This is a genomic window from Robertmurraya massiliosenegalensis JC6 (assembly GCF_000311725.1).
Lineage (GTDB): Bacteria > Bacillota > Bacilli > Bacillales > Cytobacillaceae > Robertmurraya > Robertmurraya massiliosenegalensis.
In genome coordinates, this window is record NZ_HE978513.1 from 200,836 (window position 1) to 221,825 (window position 20,990).

The 20,990-nt window shown below is 37.8% G+C and carries 21 protein-coding genes, 2 pseudogenes and 1 riboswitch; of the genes and pseudogenes, 6 read left to right on the forward strand and 17 right to left on the reverse strand.

The features are described 5' to 3' along the window. Positions 1-89: 89 nt before the first annotated feature. A complete protein-coding gene (locus BMSHG_RS10835) occupies positions 90-605 on the reverse strand; it encodes a YqhR family membrane protein (RefSeq protein ID WP_019154474.1) in 516 nt (171 codons plus the stop codon). A gap of 350 nt (positions 606-955) precedes the next feature. Between BMSHG_RS10835 and BMSHG_RS10840 the strand changes: the two genes are divergently transcribed. Next, on the forward strand, positions 956-1,345 hold the full coding sequence (locus BMSHG_RS10840) for an SA1362 family protein (RefSeq protein ID WP_235776364.1): 390 nt from the start codon (positions 956-958) through the stop codon (positions 1,343-1,345). 12 nt (positions 1,346-1,357) lie between these two features. Here BMSHG_RS10840 and BMSHG_RS10845 read toward each other — a convergent pair whose 3' ends face one another. The 5 genes and pseudogenes from BMSHG_RS10845 to BMSHG_RS10870 all read right to left on the reverse strand — a co-directional run bounded on the left by BMSHG_RS10845 (position 1,358) and on the right by BMSHG_RS10870 (position 7,351). Then, positions 1,358-2,242, reverse strand: coding sequence for a patatin-like phospholipase family protein (locus BMSHG_RS10845; RefSeq protein WP_019154476.1), 885 nt, complete (start codon positions 2,240-2,242; stop codon positions 1,358-1,360). A gap of 225 nt (positions 2,243-2,467) precedes the next feature. Further along, positions 2,468-4,207: pseudogene (locus BMSHG_RS26095) on the reverse strand (vitamin B12-dependent ribonucleotide reductase); the annotation flags it as partial. Positions 4,208-4,485: 278 nt separating this feature from the next. Beyond that, a complete protein-coding gene (locus tag BMSHG_RS26100) occupies positions 4,486-5,268 on the reverse strand; it encodes an HNH endonuclease (protein WP_034658765.1) in 783 nt (260 codons plus the stop codon). A 74-nt stretch (positions 5,269-5,342) separates the two neighbouring features. Next, positions 5,343-6,161 (reverse strand): annotated as a pseudogene (locus tag BMSHG_RS10865) (ribonucleotide reductase N-terminal alpha domain-containing protein); the annotation flags it as partial. 353 nt (positions 6,162-6,514) lie between these two features. Beyond that, positions 6,515-7,351: a lipoate--protein ligase family protein gene (locus tag BMSHG_RS10870; RefSeq protein WP_019154477.1), complete on the reverse strand. Its 837-nt coding sequence runs from the start codon at positions 7,349-7,351 to the stop codon at positions 6,515-6,517. 297 nt (positions 7,352-7,648) lie between these two features. Between BMSHG_RS10870 and BMSHG_RS10875 the strand changes: the two genes are divergently transcribed. Continuing rightward, entirely contained in the window at positions 7,649-8,032 is a 384-nt protein-coding gene (locus tag BMSHG_RS10875) for a rhodanese-like domain-containing protein (RefSeq protein WP_019154478.1), read from the forward strand. A gap of 47 nt (positions 8,033-8,079) precedes the next feature. Here BMSHG_RS10875 and gcvPB read toward each other — a convergent pair whose 3' ends face one another. From gcvPB to gcvT, 3 genes are read right to left on the reverse strand one after another with little or no spacing between them, the layout of a single operon-like run. Next, positions 8,080-9,540, reverse strand: coding sequence for an aminomethyl-transferring glycine dehydrogenase subunit GcvPB (gene gcvPB / locus BMSHG_RS10880; protein WP_019154479.1), 1,461 nt, complete (start codon positions 9,538-9,540; stop codon positions 8,080-8,082). Further along, positions 9,533-10,879, reverse strand: a complete 1,347-nt coding sequence (gcvPA, locus tag BMSHG_RS10885; protein WP_019154480.1) for an aminomethyl-transferring glycine dehydrogenase subunit GcvPA — start codon at positions 10,877-10,879, stop codon at positions 9,533-9,535. Before gcvPA ends, gcvPB begins: the two co-directional genes overlap by 8 nt. Positions 10,880-10,933: 54 nt before the next feature. After that, positions 10,934-12,040 (reverse strand): glycine cleavage system aminomethyltransferase GcvT, encoded by a 1,107-nt coding sequence (gcvT, locus tag BMSHG_RS10890; RefSeq protein ID WP_019154481.1) that lies wholly within the window; start codon positions 12,038-12,040, stop codon positions 10,934-10,936. Between the two features lie 299 nt (positions 12,041-12,339). Then, a riboswitch (glycine riboswitch) is annotated at positions 12,340-12,428 on the reverse strand. Between the two features lie 298 nt (positions 12,429-12,726). Between gcvT and BMSHG_RS10895 the strand changes: the two genes are divergently transcribed. Then, positions 12,727-14,424, forward strand: a complete 1,698-nt coding sequence (locus tag BMSHG_RS10895) for a DEAD/DEAH box helicase (RefSeq protein ID WP_019154482.1) — start codon at positions 12,727-12,729, stop codon at positions 14,422-14,424. Continuing rightward, the gene (locus BMSHG_RS10900) at positions 14,393-15,187 is read left to right on the forward strand and encodes a YqhG family protein (RefSeq protein WP_019154483.1); all 795 of its coding nucleotides are present in this window, start codon (positions 14,393-14,395) and stop codon (positions 15,185-15,187) included. Before BMSHG_RS10895 ends, BMSHG_RS10900 begins: the two co-directional genes overlap by 32 nt. Before the next feature lie 18 nt (positions 15,188-15,205). Here the strand turns inward: BMSHG_RS10900 and BMSHG_RS10905 are convergent, their stop codons facing one another. The 8 genes from BMSHG_RS10905 to comGA all read right to left on the reverse strand — a co-directional run bounded on the left by BMSHG_RS10905 (position 15,206) and on the right by comGA (position 19,536). Then, positions 15,206-15,385, reverse strand: a complete 180-nt coding sequence (locus BMSHG_RS10905; protein ID WP_019154484.1) for a YqzE family protein — start codon at positions 15,383-15,385, stop codon at positions 15,206-15,208. A gap of 94 nt (positions 15,386-15,479) precedes the next feature. Next, positions 15,480-15,857: a competence type IV pilus minor pilin ComGG gene (comGG, locus tag BMSHG_RS10910; protein ID WP_019154485.1), complete on the reverse strand. Its 378-nt coding sequence runs from the start codon at positions 15,855-15,857 to the stop codon at positions 15,480-15,482. Beyond that, positions 15,854-16,342 (reverse strand): competence type IV pilus minor pilin ComGF, encoded by a 489-nt coding sequence (comGF, locus tag BMSHG_RS10915; RefSeq protein ID WP_235776365.1) that lies wholly within the window; start codon positions 16,340-16,342, stop codon positions 15,854-15,856. The genes comGG and comGF overlap by 4 nt, the downstream gene beginning before the upstream one ends. Further along, positions 16,293-16,622, reverse strand: coding sequence for a competence type IV pilus minor pilin ComGE (comGE, locus tag BMSHG_RS10920; protein ID WP_019154487.1), 330 nt, complete (start codon positions 16,620-16,622; stop codon positions 16,293-16,295). Before comGE ends, comGF begins: the two co-directional genes overlap by 50 nt. After that, positions 16,606-17,061 carry a competence type IV pilus minor pilin ComGD gene (gene comGD, locus BMSHG_RS10925; RefSeq protein WP_019154488.1) on the reverse strand — a complete coding sequence of 152 codons (456 nt, stop codon included), beginning with the start codon at positions 17,059-17,061 and terminating at the stop codon, positions 16,606-16,608. Before comGD ends, comGE begins: the two co-directional genes overlap by 17 nt. Then, complete coding sequence (gene comGC, locus BMSHG_RS10930; RefSeq protein WP_019154489.1) at positions 17,051-17,440, reverse strand: competence type IV pilus major pilin ComGC; 390 nt, start codon at positions 17,438-17,440, stop codon at positions 17,051-17,053. Before comGC ends, comGD begins: the two co-directional genes overlap by 11 nt. Positions 17,441-17,456: 16 nt before the next feature. Further along, the gene (gene comGB / locus BMSHG_RS10935) at positions 17,457-18,491 is read right to left on the reverse strand and encodes a competence type IV pilus assembly protein ComGB (protein WP_019154490.1); all 1,035 of its coding nucleotides are present in this window, start codon (positions 18,489-18,491) and stop codon (positions 17,457-17,459) included. Continuing rightward, positions 18,475-19,536 carry a competence type IV pilus ATPase ComGA gene (gene comGA / locus BMSHG_RS10940; RefSeq protein WP_019154491.1) on the reverse strand — a complete coding sequence of 354 codons (1,062 nt, stop codon included), beginning with the start codon at positions 19,534-19,536 and terminating at the stop codon, positions 18,475-18,477. The genes comGB and comGA overlap by 17 nt, the downstream gene beginning before the upstream one ends. Positions 19,537-19,798: 262 nt before the next feature. Between comGA and BMSHG_RS10945 the strand changes: the two genes are divergently transcribed. Then, complete coding sequence (locus BMSHG_RS10945) at positions 19,799-20,497, forward strand: helix-turn-helix transcriptional regulator (RefSeq protein WP_026073418.1); 699 nt, start codon at positions 19,799-19,801, stop codon at positions 20,495-20,497. A gap of 206 nt (positions 20,498-20,703) precedes the next feature. Further along, on the forward strand, positions 20,704-20,946 hold the full coding sequence (locus BMSHG_RS10950) for a DUF2626 domain-containing protein (RefSeq protein WP_019154493.1): 243 nt from the start codon (positions 20,704-20,706) through the stop codon (positions 20,944-20,946). Positions 20,947-20,990 lie beyond the last annotated feature (44 nt).

Genomic DNA, 20,990 nt, shown 5'->3' on the forward strand with positions numbered 1-20,990 from the left:
CATATTCTATCATATTGTTTTTTCCAGTAACATGCTAACCGCTTTTTTAAAAGAGAGAGTCTTGGCAGAACGTGCTGAAGATGTCCTCTTTAGGACGGGACTTCTTCAGCTTCCTGTCTTTTACGTAATTGAAGTTCATCAAATTCATACGATATGGAATAACCTATAAATATACCGTAAAGGACATAGACGCAGACAGATGTAATGATCGTATTTCTGTTAAGCTCTCCAATTGGCTCAATTCCTGGAAAAATTGGATTTAACACGAAGAAAACGAGTAGAAACAGTGCTATGCCATAACCGATTCCAACAAAAATACTGGTCGCTTTTTTTAAGACTGCGTAATAAATTAATGCTACTCCTATCGAGATAATACCGATAAAGACAATGGAAATCACCGTTCCTAACCATTGTTTTTTCCATTCTCCTAAAGCCCACGGTTCTAGAATGACATTTGGATGGACATTGGTGAAATGAAATACATATAGTAAGTATCCAATGCTACTCCATAAAATTCCCCCTACCAAACCTGTTAAGACGACCATTGACATCATTGACATTGGTTCTTCTTTTTTGTTTTGTTCTAATTTCGGACTACCTTTCATTCCATCCACCTCCATTTTTATTATGTCCTAGCAAAGGCTTTCCTTTACATTGAATTCTTTTTTAATCATTTATTAAGAAAAAGTATTTGATTCTGGAGGTTTTATTGATTTTCTAGTAGAATAAATTATAATAAGTATTAATAACATCTATTTATTTCACAATTTTCAAAATAGCGCGCCAACTTTTTGTGGAGTGCATAGAATATGGATAAACCTTAAAATCGTTTTCTTTTTGAGCGTGATGGTTAACTTGAATACGTCCAATGTTTTGACGTTCACAAAATTATTCATAGAAATTTATGTTGAATGGTTTAAAATTAGAAATTTATGCTAATTATGCTTGTAGGGAGGTGGCTTTCTTGAAAAATCGGGCTTCTTTTTATTTTGTAGCAGGTCTAATTGTACTTGCAATCATTGGGATCGTTAGTCGTTTTATTGCTAGTCCTACATCATTTTTGACAAGTATTTTTGTTTTTCTAATCATTGGATTCGGTATTTTCTTTTTAGTTCGCCGCTTCTATGGTGCAAGCCCACAAAGACGTGAACGAAACGCTTTTAAAAAGGCTGCTAAACGGTCAAAGAAACGATTACAACAAAAGGATACACGTAAGCCTTCTTCTAAAACCATTTCTGGTAATGTAAGTAGTATTAAACGAGCAGCAAATAAACCAAAATCGACAACTCATTTAACCGTAATTGAGGGAAGAAAAGGGAAAAAGAAAAAACGAGCCTCCTATTAGAAGGTTCGTTTTTTAATACGACCAGTTTTTGAGAAATTTATTGGTGCGATTGTAACCGAGTTCGAACAGTAATTTCTTCCTTTCTGGACTTAAGTTAAAATCTGTCGTTAACACTCCTTCCGTTGGAATGAAAATAATGTTTTTCTCATGCTTACGGGAAATGTAACGAGAATCATGAGCATCCTTCATCGTCTCAAACAATGCTTCAAATAAATGAATGGCATTATTAATTTCGTTTTTTGGCAGTTCATTCAGATGATGACTCAATTTTATCCCCAATACAGGACGTACCTTTTTCACATTCTCCTTATCAAATAGCCACATCGGAAAATTGCTTAATACCCCACCGTCGACAATAATACTTGCAGAAAAGTTATTCTTAAGCTTTACTGGTTCGAAAAAATAAGGGAGACTACAACTCATCCGAATCGCTTTCGCTACTGAAAACGCGTTTGGATTAAGTCCGTATTTATGTAAGTCATCAGGAAGAATCATTATGCGTCCATTTGTTAAATCAGAAGCAATCACTCTCAAGGCTTGAGGTGGTAAATCTGCAAACGTTCGAATTCCTCGTGCAGCTAACTTCATTTCTAGCCATTCCTCTAATTTATTCCCTTTATAAAGTCCCATCCTCCAATATAACAATAACCATTTTGCAACCTTCGTCGGGATAAATGTGTTTCTCTGATCTAAAAAATCTGCTAAATCTAACTCGTCTATTAGCTGATAAACCTCTTTACTCGTGTACTTCGCTGCGATTAAAGCAGCGACAATAGAGCCCGCACTTGTCCCAGCAACCCGTTTAAACTGTAGCCCTCTCTCTTCAATGGCCTGGTAGGCACCAATTAAGGCAAAACCTTTAATCCCTCCACCGGAAAAAACTCCATCTATATACATAAAGGTCACTCCTTAGATGTTTTTCACTTCTTCGTTGTAGGCCATGTAGGAGTTCGACGTATTGTCTTGGGCGATTAGTTAAAGTTGCTACGCTTTTTAAAGCGAACGAGACGACTATCGACATCTTTTTAGAAATACGCTTTTTACATAAATAATCAGGAGCATATAAAAATAGTACAGTGGACATGAAAAAAGAGGATGGATTTCTCCACCCTCTGTAAGGAATTATAAGCCGCACTTTAATTGAGTATTACAGTTGGTACATGTGTTACATCCACCAATTTCTTTCACTTTCCCTTTACGGCACACAGGACAAGTATTGCCCACTTCAGAACCAATCGTTACATCTGTTGAACGAAGATCACTGATTGTGTCGACAAGAACAACATGTTGTTTCGGTGTCTCTTTTTTCTCTGGCTGTTCGTCAAATTTATTTTCTTCTGCTTTTAATGTTAATACTTGTGAATCACGAGAACCGTCTACATAGACTGTTCCACCTTTTGCACCACCACGGTATAGTCTTTCATATACTTTTTGAACCTGTTCTACACTGTAGCCTTTTGGTGCGTTAACGGTCTTACTGATAGAGCTATCAATCCAACGTTGAATGACACATTGAACATCAGCATGTGCTTCAGGAGCAAGCTCCATCGCTGTAACAAACCACTGTGGCAGATTATTCTCATCCGTTTCTGGATGACGGTCTAAATATTCTTGCACGATATCTGCTTTTACTTCGATAAACTTCCCTAAACGTCCACTTCTGAAGTAAGAATAGGAGAAGTAAGGCTCGAGTCCAGTTGATACCCCAACCATTGTTCCAGTGGATCCCGTCGGAGCAACAGTTAGTAAGTGCGAGTTACGAATACCATGTTCCAGAATAGATTCACGAATATCTTCAGGCATTTTTTTCATGAAGCCTGTTTCCGTAAATGCCTTACGAAGACGATTTGTTTCTTCCTTTGTATCAGCAGTTAAGAATGGGAAGCTTCCTTTTTCTTTCGCCAATTCTACGGAAGTTCGGTAAGCAGTTGTTGCGATTGTCTCGAACACTTTATCAACAAGTTCGTTCCCTTTTTCAGAACCGTATTCAGTTTCACAGTAGATTAGTAAATCATGTAATCCCATAACACCTAAACCTACACGGCGCTCTCCTAGAGCTTGTTTCTTGTTTTCTTCTAGGAAGTAAGGTGTTGCGTTAATTACGTTATCTTGCATACGCACGCCAACTTCAACTGTACGCTTTAACTTTTCAAAGTTTACTGTTTTTGTTTCTTTATCAGCCATTTCAGCTAAGTTAACAGCTGCTAAGTTACACACTGAAAATGGTGCAAGAGGCTGTTCCCCACATGGATTTGTTGCAACAACTTTTTGACCATAGCTTACCGCATTTGTCATGTCGTTTGCATTATCAATAAAGAAGATTCCTGGCTCTGCTGAATAGGTTGCACAAATATTAATTAGGTTCCAAAGTTCTTTCGCTTTGATTTTGCGATAGACACGTACTTTATGACCCATTCGTTCCCATTCACGCACATCGCCAACATTATGCCATTCTTCATTATAAGTTTTCATTTCTTGTCCATTGTAATGCTCTACATCTGGGAAGCGAAGCTCATACTCTGTATCGTTTTCAACAGCATCCATAAATTCCTTTGTTAAACATACAGAAATATTGGCTCCTGTTAAAAATTCTGGGTTGTGAACAGAATAATTTCCACCAGTAGTTAGCTTTTCTTCTGCTTCAGCCATAATGTTTTCACTGAATCCACCTTGTCCAGGAATATGTCTATAGTTCAAGATTCCTTGATACATTGCTTTTTCCTGTTCAGTTAGTGGCGTGAATTTTAATTTCTCTTGTGCATATCGTTTAATCGTTTCATCCTTTGTAGTTTCGAGTAAGAAACGAAGAATTCTTGGGTTTTGCATTTTTGAAATAATGAATTCGATGATGTCAGGATGCCACGTATTTACCGTCCTTTTCAGGATATTTCATTGCATATAGCAATCGGACTAGACTATATCATCACCCTCAGCTTAATCTGTTAGGGGTCGGGCGCTAATGAGAGTTTATTGTTGGGACTCACTCTCTAGTCGTTGAACCTTCGCCATTACCTTTGCCCAATGACGCTTGGCTGCAGATTGTCCAATGAAAGCAATTTTTATAGCCTTCACGCTCACCGTTTCCAGTCACGTTGTGGCTTGCTTTCCTCTAAGGAGTTCCCTGCAATTCACCCGATTTTCTAGTCGTTCATTCTCTGAACGACGCGGACTAGTGCATCTATAAATTGCTCTTCTTTACCAAAAGTTTTTTCATGACACTTTCTACAGAGAGTTATCCCATTTTGAAGGTCAAAACATTTTTCAGGAAATCTCTTTTTAGGATAAATATGATGAGCTGCAATATCTCGAGAGTCCGAATGGCATTTAGGCATTTTACATCGATATCCATCACGCATATAGACTTTCTTTCTCCACTCTTTATACTCGGCTGAGTCTGTAATATCTTCAGTTTCAACCCTGTTTTCTTTAAGGTACTCTTTATAACATTGATAATTACAAAATAACTTTTCACTTCGCATATAACTAGAATTGACCCTTTCAAACACTCTAGAACAGAAGTAACAAGTTACATTTACTCTATGTTTGATCCTTGACTTCTTTATTTTTTCTAGAGCAGTTTGAGTATGTTTCTTTCCTAGTCTAGGACTTGCTTTATCAATGTCATTATGTCCTTTTACTTTCCAGCCGAAATAGAGTATACGTGTAAGTATTGTCGTGTAACTTACCCCTAATTCATTAGCAATAACTGTATAGCCCTTATTCAGAGTTATATATTGCTCGTATAACCACTCTTTGTCGTCATAAAGATTATTACTTAATTTAAGCTCGGATTTTCTATATCCATTTCTCCGTAGAAGTCCCTTTATTTTCGTTTTAGAAATTCCAAACTCAAGTGCAATTTCACTAACAGTTTGATTCTCTATCATATATTTTTGGTAAAGAATTTCTTTGGTAAGATCCATACGACCGCCTCCACTAAGAGAACAAGCGTTCTTGTTTATATCTTACCATTTCGCAATAAAAATGTCATTTTTTAATCCGCCAACATAATCATCTGCGCCCCGCGGCGCGATCCACCTTGTTCAACCAAATGCGTAAGCTTCGCAATATCATCCAACCATGAAACTGAACCAGATGATTTTCCGTTTACACCTCGCGCAAGAGTATTACGTGGTCTTAAAGTTGAACCGTTTGTTCCAACACCGCCACCACGGCTCATGATTTCCATCACTTGCTTGCGATGCTCGGATATTCCTTCACGTGAGTCTTGAACAAAAGGCATGACATAACAGTTAAAATACGTTACATCTGTGTCAGCACCTGCTCCGTATAAAACACGTCCTGCTGGGATGAAATTCAAGTTGACAAGCTCTTGATAGAATTTTTCAAACCATTCTTGTCTCTTTTCTTCCGTTGTTTCAACTGAGGCTAAGCCTGTTGCGTTTCGTTTTGCAATTTGCTCATAGTAAAGCTCTAACGGCTTTTCAATTACATCTAGTGAGCGATTGATAACACCGGTACTTACTTCATCCGGATCATCTAGAACACCTCGATACTCTTCATCAACAAGGACTTGAGCTCTTTTCTCTTCCCAATCAATTTGCAAAATTTGCCCGAGACCTCTTGCTGGAAATTTCGGATCTTCTTTGATCGTCAGGACAACGAAATCTCCATTTGAAAGCGTGATCTTTTCTGTATCTTTAAAAGTGTAACGATCCAACATGACCAATCTTGAAACACCTTTATGAGTGATTTTCATATCTGGGGTGATTGGATGAACCTGAGGAAACAATCGGATATCCTTGTTCAAACGCTCCACATCAATATTTAGTTTTTGTCCTAGCGCAACAGACATACACACAACTCCTTTAAATAATCCTTTTTTATCTATTGAATTCAATTAGAAAACACTAGTTAAATCTAGCTGTAATTCAAATTACTATTAAATTATCACATCATCTTAACAAAATCAATATATAGTATGCCAAATATTTATAGCACCACTATATATTGTGTAATGAGCAAAAAAATAATATTTTGTCAAACACAAAAACAATTAATATAACGAGAAAAATAGAGATCGTCCCATGTTTTCAGCAAAAAATGATAAATTTTAACATATTTCGCCACTTGCACTTTTTTCGACTGGGACAAAAGATACACGCACGCTAAAAAAAAGAAAAAAGATAAATCGAACAGCTCGTTCGCTTATCTTTTAAAATTCCATTCATCGCTCTCATATCTATTTTTCGCTAAGTCATTTACATAGTCTAACTGTTCCTTTGATAGCTCAAAAGGGGTTAACTCTACGTTCAAACCGTTTTCAAACCCTTTTTTAAAAGCATGCTTTGCTTCTTCTAATGTTACTTTATGATCACTAATTTCATTAATCGCAACAGCTTTACTTTTAAAAGCACGCTGCATTCTTTCTTTAACTCTATCATTCGGATAGTTAAATAAACTAAATAGTTTATCTTCATCTAAATCAAGAAGAATCGAACCATGTTGAAGGATGACTCCCTTCTGCCTCGTTTGAGCGCTTCCTGCTACCTTTCTACCCTCTACAACGAGCTCATACCAGCTTGGCGCATCAAAGCAAACAGCGGAGCGTGGGTTCTTCAGAGAGTCACGGTCTTCTTCAGTCTTCGGAACAGCGAAATAGGCTTCCATTCCTAATTGATGAAATCCTTGTAAGATCCCTTCAGAAATGACACGATATGCCTCCGTTACTGTTTTAGGCATGTCCGGATAATCCTCAGAGACGATGACGCTGTAAGTGAGTTCGTGCTCATGCAACACTCCCCTACCGCCTGTTGGTCTGCGAACAAAACCCAATCCGTGCTTTTTCACAGCTTCCATATTTATTTCTTTCTCCACCCGTTGAAAATATCCAATCGATAATGTCGCTGGGTCCCATCCGTAAAAACGGATAACAGGAGGAATCAAGCCCTCACTATGCCAATCAAGCAATGCTTCATCTAATGCCATATTGAAGGAGGGAGAACAATCTCCTGAATCGATAAAACCCCAATTTTCTTTTTTCATTGGTAACCCTCTTTTGTTCATACGAAATTCATGTCACATCGTTGACACTGATTACTAGCATAACAAACCGTTACAGAAAAAAAAGAAAGAGATACTGCTTAATGAGGTGAAACTTTTCATTAATCCCACATCAAGGGTTGAAAGGAAGGTTTTTGCTTTCAAAAAGATATTGTTTACCAACTGCATTCTTATATTTACAATTGGAATCTAAAAATTTGTCCAATATCCTTTACTATCCTATTAAATCCCCTATATAATATTATTTGGCACATGATTTGTGTGGAAGGAGAAATGGATATGACCGGATTTTATTTTCTACTAATACTAACAGTCGCATTTCTTGTATATAGTCTAGTCAACTGGCTATACCAAAAAAAGATTGTGAAAACACTTACTGAAGAAGAATTTCGTGCAGGTTATCGAAAGGCACAATTAATCGATGTGCGTGAACCGAACGAATTCGAAAATGGACATATTCTTGGAGCAAGAAATATTCCACTATCTCAAATGAAAATGAGAATGAAAGAAATCCGTCCAGACAAGCCTGTTTACCTTTATTGTCAAAGTGGGATGAGAAGTAGCCGTGCTGCTCAAACCCTATATCGCAAAGGCTATAAGGATCTGTCACATCTTAAAGGTGGATTCAAAAAATGGACAGGAAAAATTAAAACAAAAAATTAACGAACAAAGAGCTTTGCATATGCGCAAAGCTCTTTTTCATATCTCTGTTATTGTGTTTGATAGCGCAAGATCGGTTTTCTAGCTGCCGTGGTTTCATCAAGTCGACCAACGACTGTTGTATATGGTGCCTCTTGAACTATCTCTGGATTTTCCTCTGCTTCTTTCGCAATTTGTATCATTGCGTCACAGAACGAATCTAATGTTTCCTTTGACTCCGTTTCAGTCGGCTCAATCATAATACACTCTTCCACATTTAATGGGAAGTAAATGGTTGGTGGATGATAGCCAAAATCAAGTAATCGTTTGGCAATATCCAATGTTCTTACTCCAAGCTTTTTCTGACGCTTTCCACTTAAGACAAATTCATGCTTACAATGTCTATCAAATGGAAGATCGTAGAACGGAGCTAATCTTCTCATCATATAGTTGGCATTTAAGACTGCATTTTCAGTAACAGCTTTAAGGCCATCTGGTCCCATTGTGCGAATATACGTGTAAGCCCGGACGTTAATGCCGAAATTGCCATAGTAAGGCTTCACGCGACCGATCGAATGCGGACGGTCATAATCTAGTACATATTCATCATTCTGCTTTGTGACGACAGGCTTCGGCAAGAATGGAATTAAATCTTCCTTCACTCCAACAGGACCTGATCCAGGGCCACCACCGCCGTGAGGGCCAGTAAATGTTTTATGCAGATTTAGATGGACAACATCAAAACCCATATCTCCAGGTCTTGCTTTTGATAAAACTGCATTTAAATTTGCCCCATCGTAATAGAGTTTACCGCCAGCGCTGTGGACAATTTCAGCCATCTCGAGGATGTTTTCTTCAAATAAGCCTAATGTATTGGGATTTGTTAGCATTAACGCCGCTGTGTCTTCTCCCACCACGCTTCTCAAATCATCCAAATCAACTAAACCATGTTCGTTCGATTTAACGGTAATCGTCTCAAATCCTGCTACTGTTGCTGATGCAGGATTTGTGCCGTGAGCAGAGTCAGGAACGATAACCTTTGTTCGCAACGAATCGCCATTCGCTTCGTGATAAGCGCGAATCATCATTAATCCGGTCCACTCCCCGTGGGCACCTGCTGCAGGTTGTAACGTTACTTCATCCATCCCTGTGATTTCAATCAGATGTTCTTGAAGGTCGTACATCAGTTCAAGAGCTCCTTGGACAGAACTCTCATCCTGCAATGGATGGATGTGGGCAAATCCATTAAAACGCGCGACATTTTCGTTAATTTTTGGATTATATTTCATTGTACAAGATCCAAGTGGATAGAAACCTGAATCAACCCCATGATTTCGCTTTGACAATGCTGTATAGTGGCGCATTATATCGAGCTCAGATACTTCAGGTAATTCTGCCTCTTCTTCCCGTACATAATCTTCAGGTAAAAGTTCACTCACGTCCACTTCCGGAATATCCATTTCTGGAAGGCTATAGCCGATTCTACCTCGTTTACTTAATTCAAATATAAGGGCTTGATCTTCTTTATGCATGGAAATCCCCCATTTCTTGTGCAAATGTATCAATCTCTTCTTTTGTTCTTAGCTCCGTAACCGCAACTAACATATGATGACGAAGATCTGGATAATCGCGACCTAGATCATAACCGCCAATGATTCCCTTTTGCAGGAGAGCTTGATTAATTTCTTTAACAGGCTTCGATACTTTCACGACAAACTCATTAAAGGAAGGACCTTCGAATACAATCTCTAACCCTTTTTCTTTTAAAGCATTCTTGGCATAATGCGCTTTTTGGATATTTTGTAATGCCATTTCTTTCACGCCTTTACGTCCTAGTGCTGTCATCGCAACAGATGCAGCTAGGGCGTTCAATGCTTGGTTCGAACAAATATTAGAAGTCGCCTTATCTCGACGAATATGTTGTTCACGGGCTTGAAGGGTAAGAACAAAACCTCTTCTACCTTGGTCATCGGTGGTTTGTCCGACTAAACGACCTGGCACCTTTCTCATCAACTTGCTTGTCACCGCAAAGTATCCACAATGAGGGCCACCAAATGCTGAAGGAATTCCAAAGACTTGAGCATCACCAACAACAATATCCGCGCCAAATTTTCCAGGTGGAGTCAATGCTCCAAGCGCTAATGGATTACTTGAGACAACGAACATTGCTTTCTGTCCGTGTACAATCTCCTCTAGCTCTGCCATCGGCTCAATTCTTCCGAAGAAATTTGGATATTGTACGATAACAGCTGCTGTATCTGCATCAATCATTGCTTGCAACGCTGCTAGATCAGTAACTCCATCCTGTTGAGGAATTTCGATTACTTCGATATATTGACCCTTTGCATACGTCTTTACTACTTCTTTTGACTCGGGATGAACAGCACTGGAAACAAGTACTTTCTTTCTTCTTGTTTGACCTGTACTAAGCATTGCTGCTTCAGCAAGAGCTGTTCCACCATCATACATAGAAGAGTTCGCAACATCCATTCCTGTCAGTTCGCAAATCATAGTCTGGAATTCAAAGATAGCTTGTAACTCACCTTGAGAAATCTCTGGTTGATAAGGAGTATAAGCGGTATAAAATTCTGAGCGTGATAACACATGATCAACGATGACAGGCATATAATGGTCATACACACCTGCTCCAAGAAAACTCGAATTTGTCTTTAAGTCGGCATTTTTATTGGCTAAACGAGTCAATTCCTTCAATAAGGCAGGTTCTGATTTTGCTTGTTTAATCTTATAATCTCCCTTAAACTGGACACTTTCTGGAATATCATTGAACAGCTCCTGCACAGAAGAAACACCAATCGTATCAAGCATTTCTTTCTGGTCTGCCTCAGTCATCGGTAAGTAACGATGCTTCATTGCGGATTCCCCTTTCATATTCTTGCAATTTTTAATGATACTTTTGAAAATCGATTACGAGCGAGCTCTTTTGTAAAATGGGGTTTGAATCACTTTCGCTTTTACTTTCTTGCCGCGAATTTCAACGTCCACTTCAGTTTCCAGTGCACTAAATTCGCTCTCGATAAGTGCTAATCCAATATTCTTCTTTAACGTAGGAGATTGAGTACCCGTTGTCACATCTCCAATTTTCCTATCATTTATATAAACAGGATAGCCATGGCGTGGAATTCCTCTTTCAATCATTTCAATGCCTACTAATTTACGAGGTACACCAGACTCTTTTTGAGCCTTTAACGCTTCTTTGCCAAGAAAATCAACTTCTTTATTAAGCTTAACAGCGAATCCAATTCCAGCTTCTAATGGTGAAATTTCCGGTGAAAGCTCTTGACCATAAAGTGCAAGCGTCGCTTCAAAACGCAAGGTATCTCTTGCTCCTAAGCCACATGGGAAAACGCCCTCAGCTTTTCCAGATTCCAAAATTTCATTCCAAATATGAATGGCATCTTCACTAGCACAGTACATTTCAAAACCATCTTCACCTGTATAACCGGTTCTTGAAATAAGCGTTTTTTTTCCAGCCACTTCAACCTCAAGCTGGAATTTGAAGAAACCGATATTGCTTAAATCTTCATTTGTAAGCTTTTGCAACACTTTCTCAGCAACTGGTCCCTGTAGTGCTAATTGCGCCATATTGTCGGAGATATTTTTAAGCGATACCTCTTCACCCTCAACATGCTTCTCAAGCCAAGCAAAATCTTTGGCGATATTTGCAGCATTAACGACTAAAAGATAATCACCCTCACCAAGTTTGTAGACGAGCAGGTCATCAACCGTACCGCCATTTTCATAACACATTGCTGTGTATTGAGCACCGCCAACACCCAACTTTGAAATATCGTTTGTCATCATTTTCTGAAGATATGAAAGACTGCCCGGACCTTTAACTTCAATTTCTCCCATATGAGAAACATCAAATAGTCCCGCTTTTGTTCGAACGGCTTCATGTTCCTCTTTAATACTTGAAAACTGCACAGGAAGGTCCCATCCACCGAAATCAATTGTTTTGCCCCCATATTGTTTGTAAACCTCAAATAAAGGAGTACGCTTTAACTCAGACATTACATGATCCCCTTTCTTACATGTACTAGATATTTATCAAAACCCGCAAAAGAGCAGAATTTTTCACAAAGGCTTTGTTTGGTTCATTGTGCAACCTTGTTTCACACACTATTCAGCACAGCTGAAAGGTCCACTGATTCCACAAAAAAAGGACAGAGATCCCCCTTTTTATAAAAGTGGGCTCTCTGTCCTGGCACCTGAAAGTTTACCTAATGAATCCTTTTCTTGTATGAAAAGTTCTCTCTAGGCTTTCCCCTTTGGTGGCTTCCTTCTTCCTGACGAAGCACTCTCCAGAGTTGCGTCAAACAAGTGTACTTTTGCCTGAGAGATTCACAAATTCATGCTTGCTCCTTCGGCGCTACAACGTAGTCTCTCCCCTTGTTCTCATTCGCGTTTATAAAATTTTCCAAGTTGGTCATACTATAACGTACGAATTAAAGCTTTGAAGTTCGGTCCAAAAACAAAAAGACCAACATTAGCTAAAAACGAACGTTTTAATGATAACCTTATAAATTCATTCATACTAAAACGATTAATATTGTCAATATAGCATATTTTCGTTCGTTTATACTTAACATGTGACAAAATTTCTAACTTTCAAATACATCCTACCATGTACATGATATTAGGGCAATATCTTTTTCGGAAAAGAATAGATTATAGCTGATTTAAAAGGAGCAATTTATATGACGGTGGAAATTCAATTTGATTCATCATGGGTGGACGGTTTCTTTCAAAAAATTGAGGATGATGGTCCTTGGGGCAGTTGGGACTTATATAAGCTTGCGATCGAAGTAGAAAATCATACAGTCATTGATGATTTTGAAGGATTACAGGCTCCTAAACATTTGCCACAATTGACACCTTTACCTCACCAACTAGAAGTAGCTAAGCGAGTAGTTGAAGATATGAATGGCAAAGCGATTTTAGCTGATGAGGTGGGATTAGGTAAGACGATCGAAGCCGGCTTAATTTTAAAAGAATATATGATTAGAGGCCTTGTAAAAAAAGCATTAATATTAGTTCCCGCTTCCCTTGTCACGCAATGGGCTAATGAATTAACGAGTAAATTTTATATTCCTGCGGTCGCACAAAAGAAAAGCTATGTTTGGGAACAATGTGATGTTGTCGTGTCATCGATAGACACCGCAAAGCGTAATCCTCACCGTGATATTATTTTTCAACAGGATTATGATCTCATTATTATCGATGAGGCTCACAAACTTAAAAATAACAAAACGAAAAACTATGAATTTGTGCAAAGTTTAAAAAAGAAATTTTGCCTATTGCTAACGGCTACCCCGATTCAAAATCGGATTAGCGAAATATTTAATCTTGTTTCCTTATTAAAGCCTGGTCATCTTGGCAACGAGACCGTCTTTTATGAAAAATACAAAAGGGATTCCCGTTCTTTAAATGACAATGAGCACTTAAAAGAGTTAGTGAACAAGGTGATGATTCGCAATCGTCGTGCTGATACAGGGATCGAATGGACGGATCGACATGTCGAAACGATTGCGATCGAATTTTCAAAGGAAGAGCAAGAATTATATAATGCCATTTCTGAGCTAAGAAGAGAAGATAATTGGATGGCCACTAGCGCTTTTGCGATTATGACATTACAACGGGAGGCTTGTAGCAGTCGTGAGGCTGTCTTTGTGACATTAAGAAATATGCTGACAAAACAGGAAACACCCAGCCCTTCTTACCAGCAACAGATTCAATTTTTGATGGAAAAGGTACAGGCGGTACAAAGCAATTCGAAAGCAGAGAAAGCATTAGACCTTATTAAAAAAATTGATGATAAAGTCATTATTTTTACAGAATATCGGGCAACTCAAATGTATCTCCAATGGTTTTTAAAACAAAACGGAATCACATCCGTACCGTTTCGCGGTGGATTTAAACGAGGAAAAAAAGATTGGATGCGGGAATTATTCCAAAAACACGCCCAAGTTTTAATTGCGACAGAAGCCGGCGGTGAAGGAATCAATCTTCAATTCTGTCACCATATTATCAACTTTGATTTGCCATGGAATCCCATGCGACTCGAACAACGGATTGGACGGATCCACCGTCTTGGACAAGAACAAGATGTCCACATCTACAATTTTGCCACAAAAGGGACAGTAGAAGAGCATGTCTTAAAACTCCTTCATGAAAAAATATCATTATTTGAGAAAGTCGTAGGTGAACTTGATGACATTCTCTCTAAACTTGAATTTGGTAATTTTGAAGACTATTTAATCGATATCTTTGGTCACTCTACATCAGAAGGAGAAATGAAAATTAAGATGGATAATTTGACGGCGATGATTCAATTTGCAGAAGAAATGAAAGGAAGTGAAGGGAATGCAGCAGCAGGAAATTCAACAATTTCTTAAAAACTACTTTCAAGCAAACGGCTGTGACATTGTAGAGGAAACAGATGGATATATGACCGTACAATTAACGATCGAATTAGACAAGGAACTAATGAATCGACCTTTTTACTGGCATTATTTAGAAAAAACAGGTGGCGTTCCAAATCCGATGAAGCTTACCTTTATTACCGATCAAAAAACAGCGCCTGAAAATATGAAAGGGGAGGTCATACATTTTGGCTCTCCTCGCTTACATCAAATCTTTCAATCAACAAAAAATTTAGCAGCTTATATTCGATTATATGAAAATCATCGCTTTGCTTCTGGACAACATGTCCCATTAAAACCATGGTTAGGCATCAATGTTCGCATCTCCTACCAATGTGATCGTAAAAGAGATGTGTTTAAATCGCTCGGACTGCAGCTGATCAATGGGCAAATCGTGGAAAATTTCCATGAGCGTCTATTGAACTTACAGTTAACACCAAAAATCCCTGATTATTCGTTTACACTTTCACCACTGATTATGCCAAAAAGTGGTGTCTCAAGAATTGAGAATCAACTTGTGAAGGAGATTGAACAAGAGGAGCACATATGGGCAGACGAAGCCAGAGAAAGATGGAATAAAGACTTGCAGCTTTTAGAACATTTTTACGAAGATGAAGAGGAAAAAGGGGAAACATTCGACAACGAAAAAAAAGCCCTCCAAGACCAATACGAACCGAAAGTGAAAATCTCAATCATCAATGGAGGACTCTTTTATTTAACTGAAGAAGCTGTATAAGAATAGAAGGTGCTTAATCTACCTTCTTTTCTTTACGACATCTTTTAACGCATAGGGCAAGATCCCAAACCAACGAAACCAAAAGCCAGCCTTGCTTTCCTTTTTTTCTTGCTTTATCTTGATTCGCTCATCTTTTGGCTGATCAATATATTTTACAACCGTCTCGGTAATGTATTTCACATAATCATTTGTCTTCATCATGCAACACTCCTCACAAATTCTTCGTCAGTATGCAGTATATCCGAAAATGATCATTCTATTACCCAAAAGAATCATATGAGAAACAAGCAAATTAATTACGTTCTAGCCATTTTACCATTTTTTCTATATGTTGATCATAATAACCGAAACCTTCGAGTTCTGCTCCTGAACTTGTGACCAACCGAAATAGAATTTGAAGTTGTGCGTTATCAAGTTCATTAATCTGATAAGTAACTGTGCCATTCTCAAAGTAGAAGATCCCAGTTCTCTCTACTTCCTCAGCATTGCTTAACTGATTCTCAACTTTCTTTAAAGACTGCATAAACATAAACTGATTTCTTTCAAATTCAGCAAGTTCGAATTGAAAACTTTTCTCTATCGAATACTGATGAAAATGCACCGCCAAAAAACCGGTAAATAACAATAACACACAAAGAGTTACAGGAAACGTAAAACCTCTATCATTCATCTAATCCCATCCCCATTCATTTCCGTCGTGCTAATAAAAGGGTAGATGATAGCCACATTTGAACGCTTAAATAAATCGCTCACTTCAATTTTGATCCCACTTCCATATTTTTCAAAAGAAACAGCACGAACATTTTGCAAGAGGACTTCATGACCTTTTCTATTCACTTGTCTTCTAAGGAGATTTTGATATTTTTGATAGGAAATCGTTTCATCCCCCCGAATTAAGGTTAATTCTCCATTAAGCACATCTACAAAATCACTTGATTGAATCTCCTTCTTCGTCTGGCTAATAAACAATTCCCATTCCATTTTCTGTATTCTTGCTTCGATCCCATGATCGTTAAAAACAATTTGAAACAAGGGTGGGAGAAACGTGACCATTAAACAAAATAAAGAGAATGAAAAGAGCATCTCTAACATCGTAAATCCTTGTTCATTCAAGCCTCTCACATTTTTCCTTTTCTTGTTCGAAAGAATTCTCATATTTTACACACACCTTCACCGGTATATTGACCTCTTTCTCCCAAAAGATTCTGAACCATTCATTTTCTCTTTTGATATCACCATTCTCAAAATCCCCTTCAAGCAAGTAACGATGAAGAGATTCATATAAGACATGATTTGCTGTTATGTCTTTGTTCATATCTAGTGACTGTTTGCTGACATGAATATAAAGAGGAAGGAGCGTTAAACTTATTAGCATCCATACAGTGAGGGAAAGAAAAAGCTCGACTAAGAAAAAACCGCTACATTTTTTTAACATAGAATCTTCCCCGTCCTAACTGAAACATGAATTGATAGGCATCGTCATCGCCAATATAAAAGTACAAAGCGCCAATCGTGCTAATATTACCGTTTGAATAAAAATAAAAGGTTGTTTTTTGCGAACCAGGTATAACGTCTACATTGTTTGAGTAATCTCTTCTGATTAAGATCTCCCCATTTTGTTTACGTATATAGTAGAAGTATTGTGAAGGCATGAAGTTTACTCGTACGACCTTTTGATTTGTGATCGCATACTGCTGAGCATAAAGCAAGTCTGCTTTAAATTGGGGAATAAAAGACTGTCTTTCTTGTTGAAAATAATGGGGCTTTAATAAAAGAAAGGACAAAGACATCATGAGCAGAAACATACTTAAAACAAACAATGCCTCAATCATTGTAAACCCTTGTTCCTTATCTCGTTTCCATTTAGGTACCACTGTCTACCTTACCTTCGGAATCAATAGTGATTTTATCCCCATTTGGACAACTACTCTGTTCCGCCGTTAAATAACCTTTAGATTGAAGATTAACGATACTAATTGGCTCTGTGTTATTATCCATTTTATAAGCTTGTACTTGTGCCTCTACCATTTTCTTTAACGCATCACAGCCTTTTGTATTAATGGTAGAATTGTGGGTTGTAATATTTGGAATTGTAATAATCAATAGAACCGAAATGACGAGCAGGACGATCATCATCTCTATTAATGTGAAGGCATTTTGCTCGTTTATTTTTTTGACAGCTAAACGAGCATATTTACGATCATTCTTTTTGCTCAAGGTAAAAGTTGACTGCCCTTTTAATTTTTTCAACATGCTCTGTTTCTCCTTTCTAAAATCCATCTAATAGTTGGAACATTGGTAATAGAATCGCTAAATACATCGAAACAATGACGAGCCCGATGAGCGAATACAAAAGGGGTTGAATGATTCTGAACCACTTTTCTGTTTTGTTTTCTAATTTTTCAAGACAATGCTTGCTAAAGAAAAGAAGCTCATCGGAAATTTTGCCATTTTCCTGACCATGTTTCACGATAAAAGAAAGCTCTTTTTCAAAAATAGGGTACTCCTTCAAAACTTGCGCAAATGACTCTCCCTTCATTAGATACTGTTGTATTTCTTTTCCCAATTGCTTATAAAATGGGCTTTGCACATGTGTCTCAAACAGCTTTAACGCTTCTTGAATGGAAAGACCACCAGCTAATAAATAGCTGAGCTGTATACTAAAATAATGGGTTATGAACAAGCGATAAAAGGAACCTAGGAAAGGAAATTTAGACATTAGCGTTCTTTGTTCAATAGGAAGGAGTCTCCGGAAAGTCATAAAATAGTAACCAAGTGCGAGGGAGCTAAATAAAAGGAATACTAGGAGCAAAAGAGGAAAGATATCTCCGATCAATGCAACCATTTTCATAAAAATGTTCGGGGATAGATTCATCAAGTGAAACAATGTCGTATATTGTGGAAGCAATACTCGCTCCACAAATCCAAACAAAAATAAAGTGATCACAATCAATATAAGTGGATATACAAGAAGTTTTTTTAGTTTTTCGAGATCCCCCTGTCTTTTCGTAACCATGGCACTGCCTTCAATAAAGGCATCGGCTAATGAACCATGTTCTTCTGCAAAATATACATAGCCAATAAGCGTTTTGTTAAACCTGAGATTTTGCAGGATTAGATGAAAGCTATGTCCTTCTCTTAAATCGATTAGTGCTTTAGCAACTTCTTCCTGTTGCCCTTTTCTCATCTGATAAGTTAATGAATGTATCGCTTCAGCAAGTGGGTAACCTCTCGCTAATAGTTCACCTGTCTTTTTTAGAAAATCAGCCTGCTCCTTAATCGTCCATTTACGTGTTTTCATCATCGATAATCCATCTCTTGTATTCTGATTCCTTTATAAAACCTAGTGCAATTCCCTTACTGATGATACTTTTCAGTTTTTTATACGAATTTTGATTTTGACCGTGAATCACGTCCATTAATGCATTCCCCGTTAATAATTCAAATACACTCGCTCTTTTCAATTGGCTATTTGAAAAACAATGTGGTGAACATACATCTCCTTGACAATAGGGACACTCTAATTCCACTAATCTTTGTGCTGCTACTGCAATCAGCGTTTGTTCTACTTCTAGCCTATCGACACCAAATTCCAGCAATCGATAAATCGCTCCTTTCGCATCTCTTGTATGCATCGTGCTTAGCACGAGATGCCCTGTGAGGGCTGCCCGAACGGCTATTTTCGCCGTTTCACTATCTCTGATTTCACCGACCATAATGATGTCTGGGTCATGTCGCAGTATCGCTTTTAAGCCTGTAGAATAGGTAACACCAGCCTTCTCATTTACTTGCACTTGCAAAACTGATTCATTTTCTTTTTCAACGGGGTCCTCAAGTGTAATCACACTGCGGTTAAAAATGTGGGAGGTCTCATCTAATAAAGAGTACAATGTGGTCGTTTTACCAGATCCGGTCGGTCCAGTAAAGAGGATCAAACCATGAGCATGATTTAAGAGAGCGAGCAGTTTCATCGTCGCATCAGGGAAAAGTGAAACTTTGTAAAAAGGGATTTGTTCTTGCTGAGGAAGAATTCGAATAACAAGACTTTCTTTTTGATTAGCAGGTAAAGTGGATAAGCGAAGTCCAACATTGTGCTTATTTACTGTCACGGAAAATGCCCCACTTTGAGGACGTCTTTTTTCTCCAATATCCATTGATGCAGTGAATTTAAAATGAGAGATTAATCGTTCACAATCTTCTTTCGGCAAATGGTATCTAGGAATGAGCCTATTTGCCATCCTTAATTGTATCAGCGTATCGTCTCTCCGAGGAATGATATGAATGTCTGATGCATGGTTCTTTACAGCATCCTTTACAATTCTCTCAGCTAACATTTCAATTGATTTCACCTTATAGAAACACCACCTTTCATTTAATACATTTCTTAATTCGACACTTCACTCCTTTTTCCTGCAAAAAATTCATTGTTCACAAAATGTCTATAATTCTTTATTTATCAAACGGGATCGGACATCTTTTCAAAAGAAACAAGATCTGTTCATCATTTAGACAAGTAAATGTGAACATTTTCTAAACTTATAGTGATTACAGTGTTAACCATTGTTTACTGTATTATAATGGGAATAAATCATGCGCCTCGAGGTGAATTTTGTGGAGAAGACATTAAAAATAACGAACGTACTATCGGATCCAACTCGTTACTATATTTATCAATACATTACAAAAAGGCATCAAGATGTAACCGTTCAAGAAATAGCCGATAACTTTAATATCCACCCTAACGTAGCGAGACTACATTTATCCAAGCTTGAAGATGTTAATATGCTATTATCTGAAACGAAGAAAACAGGAAAAGGCGGAAGACCGAGTAGATTATATCGCCTCTCTGAGGACATCATTCAGTTAAACTTTCCATTCAGAGATTACCAGCTCCTCTCGAAAATTGCGATGGAAACATTTATTCATCTTGGAGAAGCAGGCAAAAGAGCTTTGTATGAAACAGGAAAAAGATTTGGAACTGAAATGATCGAACAAGAAATGACAAGGAACCAAGAGAGCTCGAATTTGTCTTTTGAGCAAAAGCTCCATTTTCTTAGAAGTGCAGCAACGATGGCTGGCTTTTATCCAGAATTTGAAGCAAATGAAGATCATACGAAGATCTACTTCCAAATTTTCAATTGCCCATTTAAAGAAGTAGCACAAGAGCATACAAAAACAGTTTGTGAGACACACTATGAATTCTTACGAGGAATGTTTGAAGCCCTTTTTGAATCAGTAGACTTGATCGAAAAAGAAAATATGCTACACGGATGTAACTCTTGCTCGTATCATGCATTAGTTACAAGTTAAAAATATCCCTATAGGACGTTCCACAAGAATTGAACAGGTGCGATAATTTAATAATGAAAACTGGCTTCTCACTCTAGGGTGACGCTAGTTTTTCCTACATATGATGTATGCGTTCACTTTTTTGAAACAAACTAATATTTACTTTTCATTACCGTTTACTTATAATATGGTAGTGATGGACTTATAGGAAAAAGGAGGATATATCTATGGATCGTATGTACAGAGTGATGGGATTCTGGACTGGCATTTTCGCCATTATGTTTTTCTTAGGTGATATGTACATAACATCTCTAATTTTCTTTGGTCAAACAGGATTTTTCGTATTGTTAAGCTACCTGAAACTAACTGAGCGTATGTATATTTATATTTTTGGGGCATACTTAACTGTCTTTTTCGTAGGATTTACCTACTATACGACATTCCTAATGACTCCTGGAGTGGGCCACTAAGAGCTCGCTAGCACTTATTTTTTCTTATATAAAAAAAGCGATGG

Excerpts from the sequence above, each read along its gene's own strand:
- comGE (WP_019154487.1), bottom strand. The coding sequence starts at position 16,622 with ATGTTAAAAAAATGTAGCGGTTTTTTCTTAGTCGAGCTTTTTCTTTCC.
- comGB (WP_019154490.1), bottom strand. The coding sequence starts at position 18,491 with ATGATGAAAACACGTAAATGGACGATTAAGGAGCAGGCTGATTTTCTA.
- BMSHG_RS10870 (WP_019154477.1), bottom strand. The coding sequence starts at position 7,351 with ATGAAAAAAGAAAATTGGGGTTTTATCGATTCAGGAGATTGTTCTCCC.
- BMSHG_RS10900 (WP_019154483.1), top strand. The coding sequence starts at position 14,393 with ATGCAGCAGCAGGAAATTCAACAATTTCTTAAAAACTACTTTCAAGCA.
- BMSHG_RS10875 (WP_019154478.1), top strand. The coding sequence starts at position 7,649 with ATGACCGGATTTTATTTTCTACTAATACTAACAGTCGCATTTCTTGTA.
- BMSHG_RS10950 (WP_019154493.1), top strand. The coding sequence starts at position 20,704 with ATGGATCGTATGTACAGAGTGATGGGATTCTGGACTGGCATTTTCGCC.
- comGC (WP_019154489.1), bottom strand. The coding sequence starts at position 17,440 with ATGTTGAAAAAATTAAAAGGGCAGTCAACTTTTACCTTGAGCAAAAAG.
- BMSHG_RS10895 (WP_019154482.1), top strand. The coding sequence starts at position 12,727 with ATGACGGTGGAAATTCAATTTGATTCATCATGGGTGGACGGTTTCTTT.
- BMSHG_RS26100 (WP_034658765.1), bottom strand. The coding sequence starts at position 5,268 with ATGGATCTTACCAAAGAAATTCTTTACCAAAAATATATGATAGAGAAT.
- comGG (WP_019154485.1), bottom strand. The coding sequence starts at position 15,857 with ATGAATGATAGAGGTTTTACGTTTCCTGTAACTCTTTGTGTGTTATTG.
- gcvPA (WP_019154480.1), bottom strand. The coding sequence starts at position 10,879 with ATGAAGCATCGTTACTTACCGATGACTGAGGCAGACCAGAAAGAAATG.
- comGF (WP_235776365.1), bottom strand. The coding sequence starts at position 16,342 with ATGAGAATTCTTTCGAACAAGAAAAGGAAAAATGTGAGAGGCTTGAAT.
- BMSHG_RS10905 (WP_019154484.1), bottom strand. The coding sequence starts at position 15,385 with ATGAAGACAAATGATTATGTGAAATACATTACCGAGACGGTTGTAAAA.
- BMSHG_RS10835 (WP_019154474.1), bottom strand. The coding sequence starts at position 605 with ATGAAAGGTAGTCCGAAATTAGAACAAAACAAAAAAGAAGAACCAATG.
- gcvPB (WP_019154479.1), bottom strand. The coding sequence starts at position 9,540 with ATGCATAAAGAAGATCAAGCCCTTATATTTGAATTAAGTAAACGAGGT.
- BMSHG_RS10845 (WP_019154476.1), bottom strand. The coding sequence starts at position 2,242 with ATGTATATAGATGGAGTTTTTTCCGGTGGAGGGATTAAAGGTTTTGCC.
- gcvT (WP_019154481.1), bottom strand. The coding sequence starts at position 12,040 with ATGTCTGAGTTAAAGCGTACTCCTTTATTTGAGGTTTACAAACAATAT.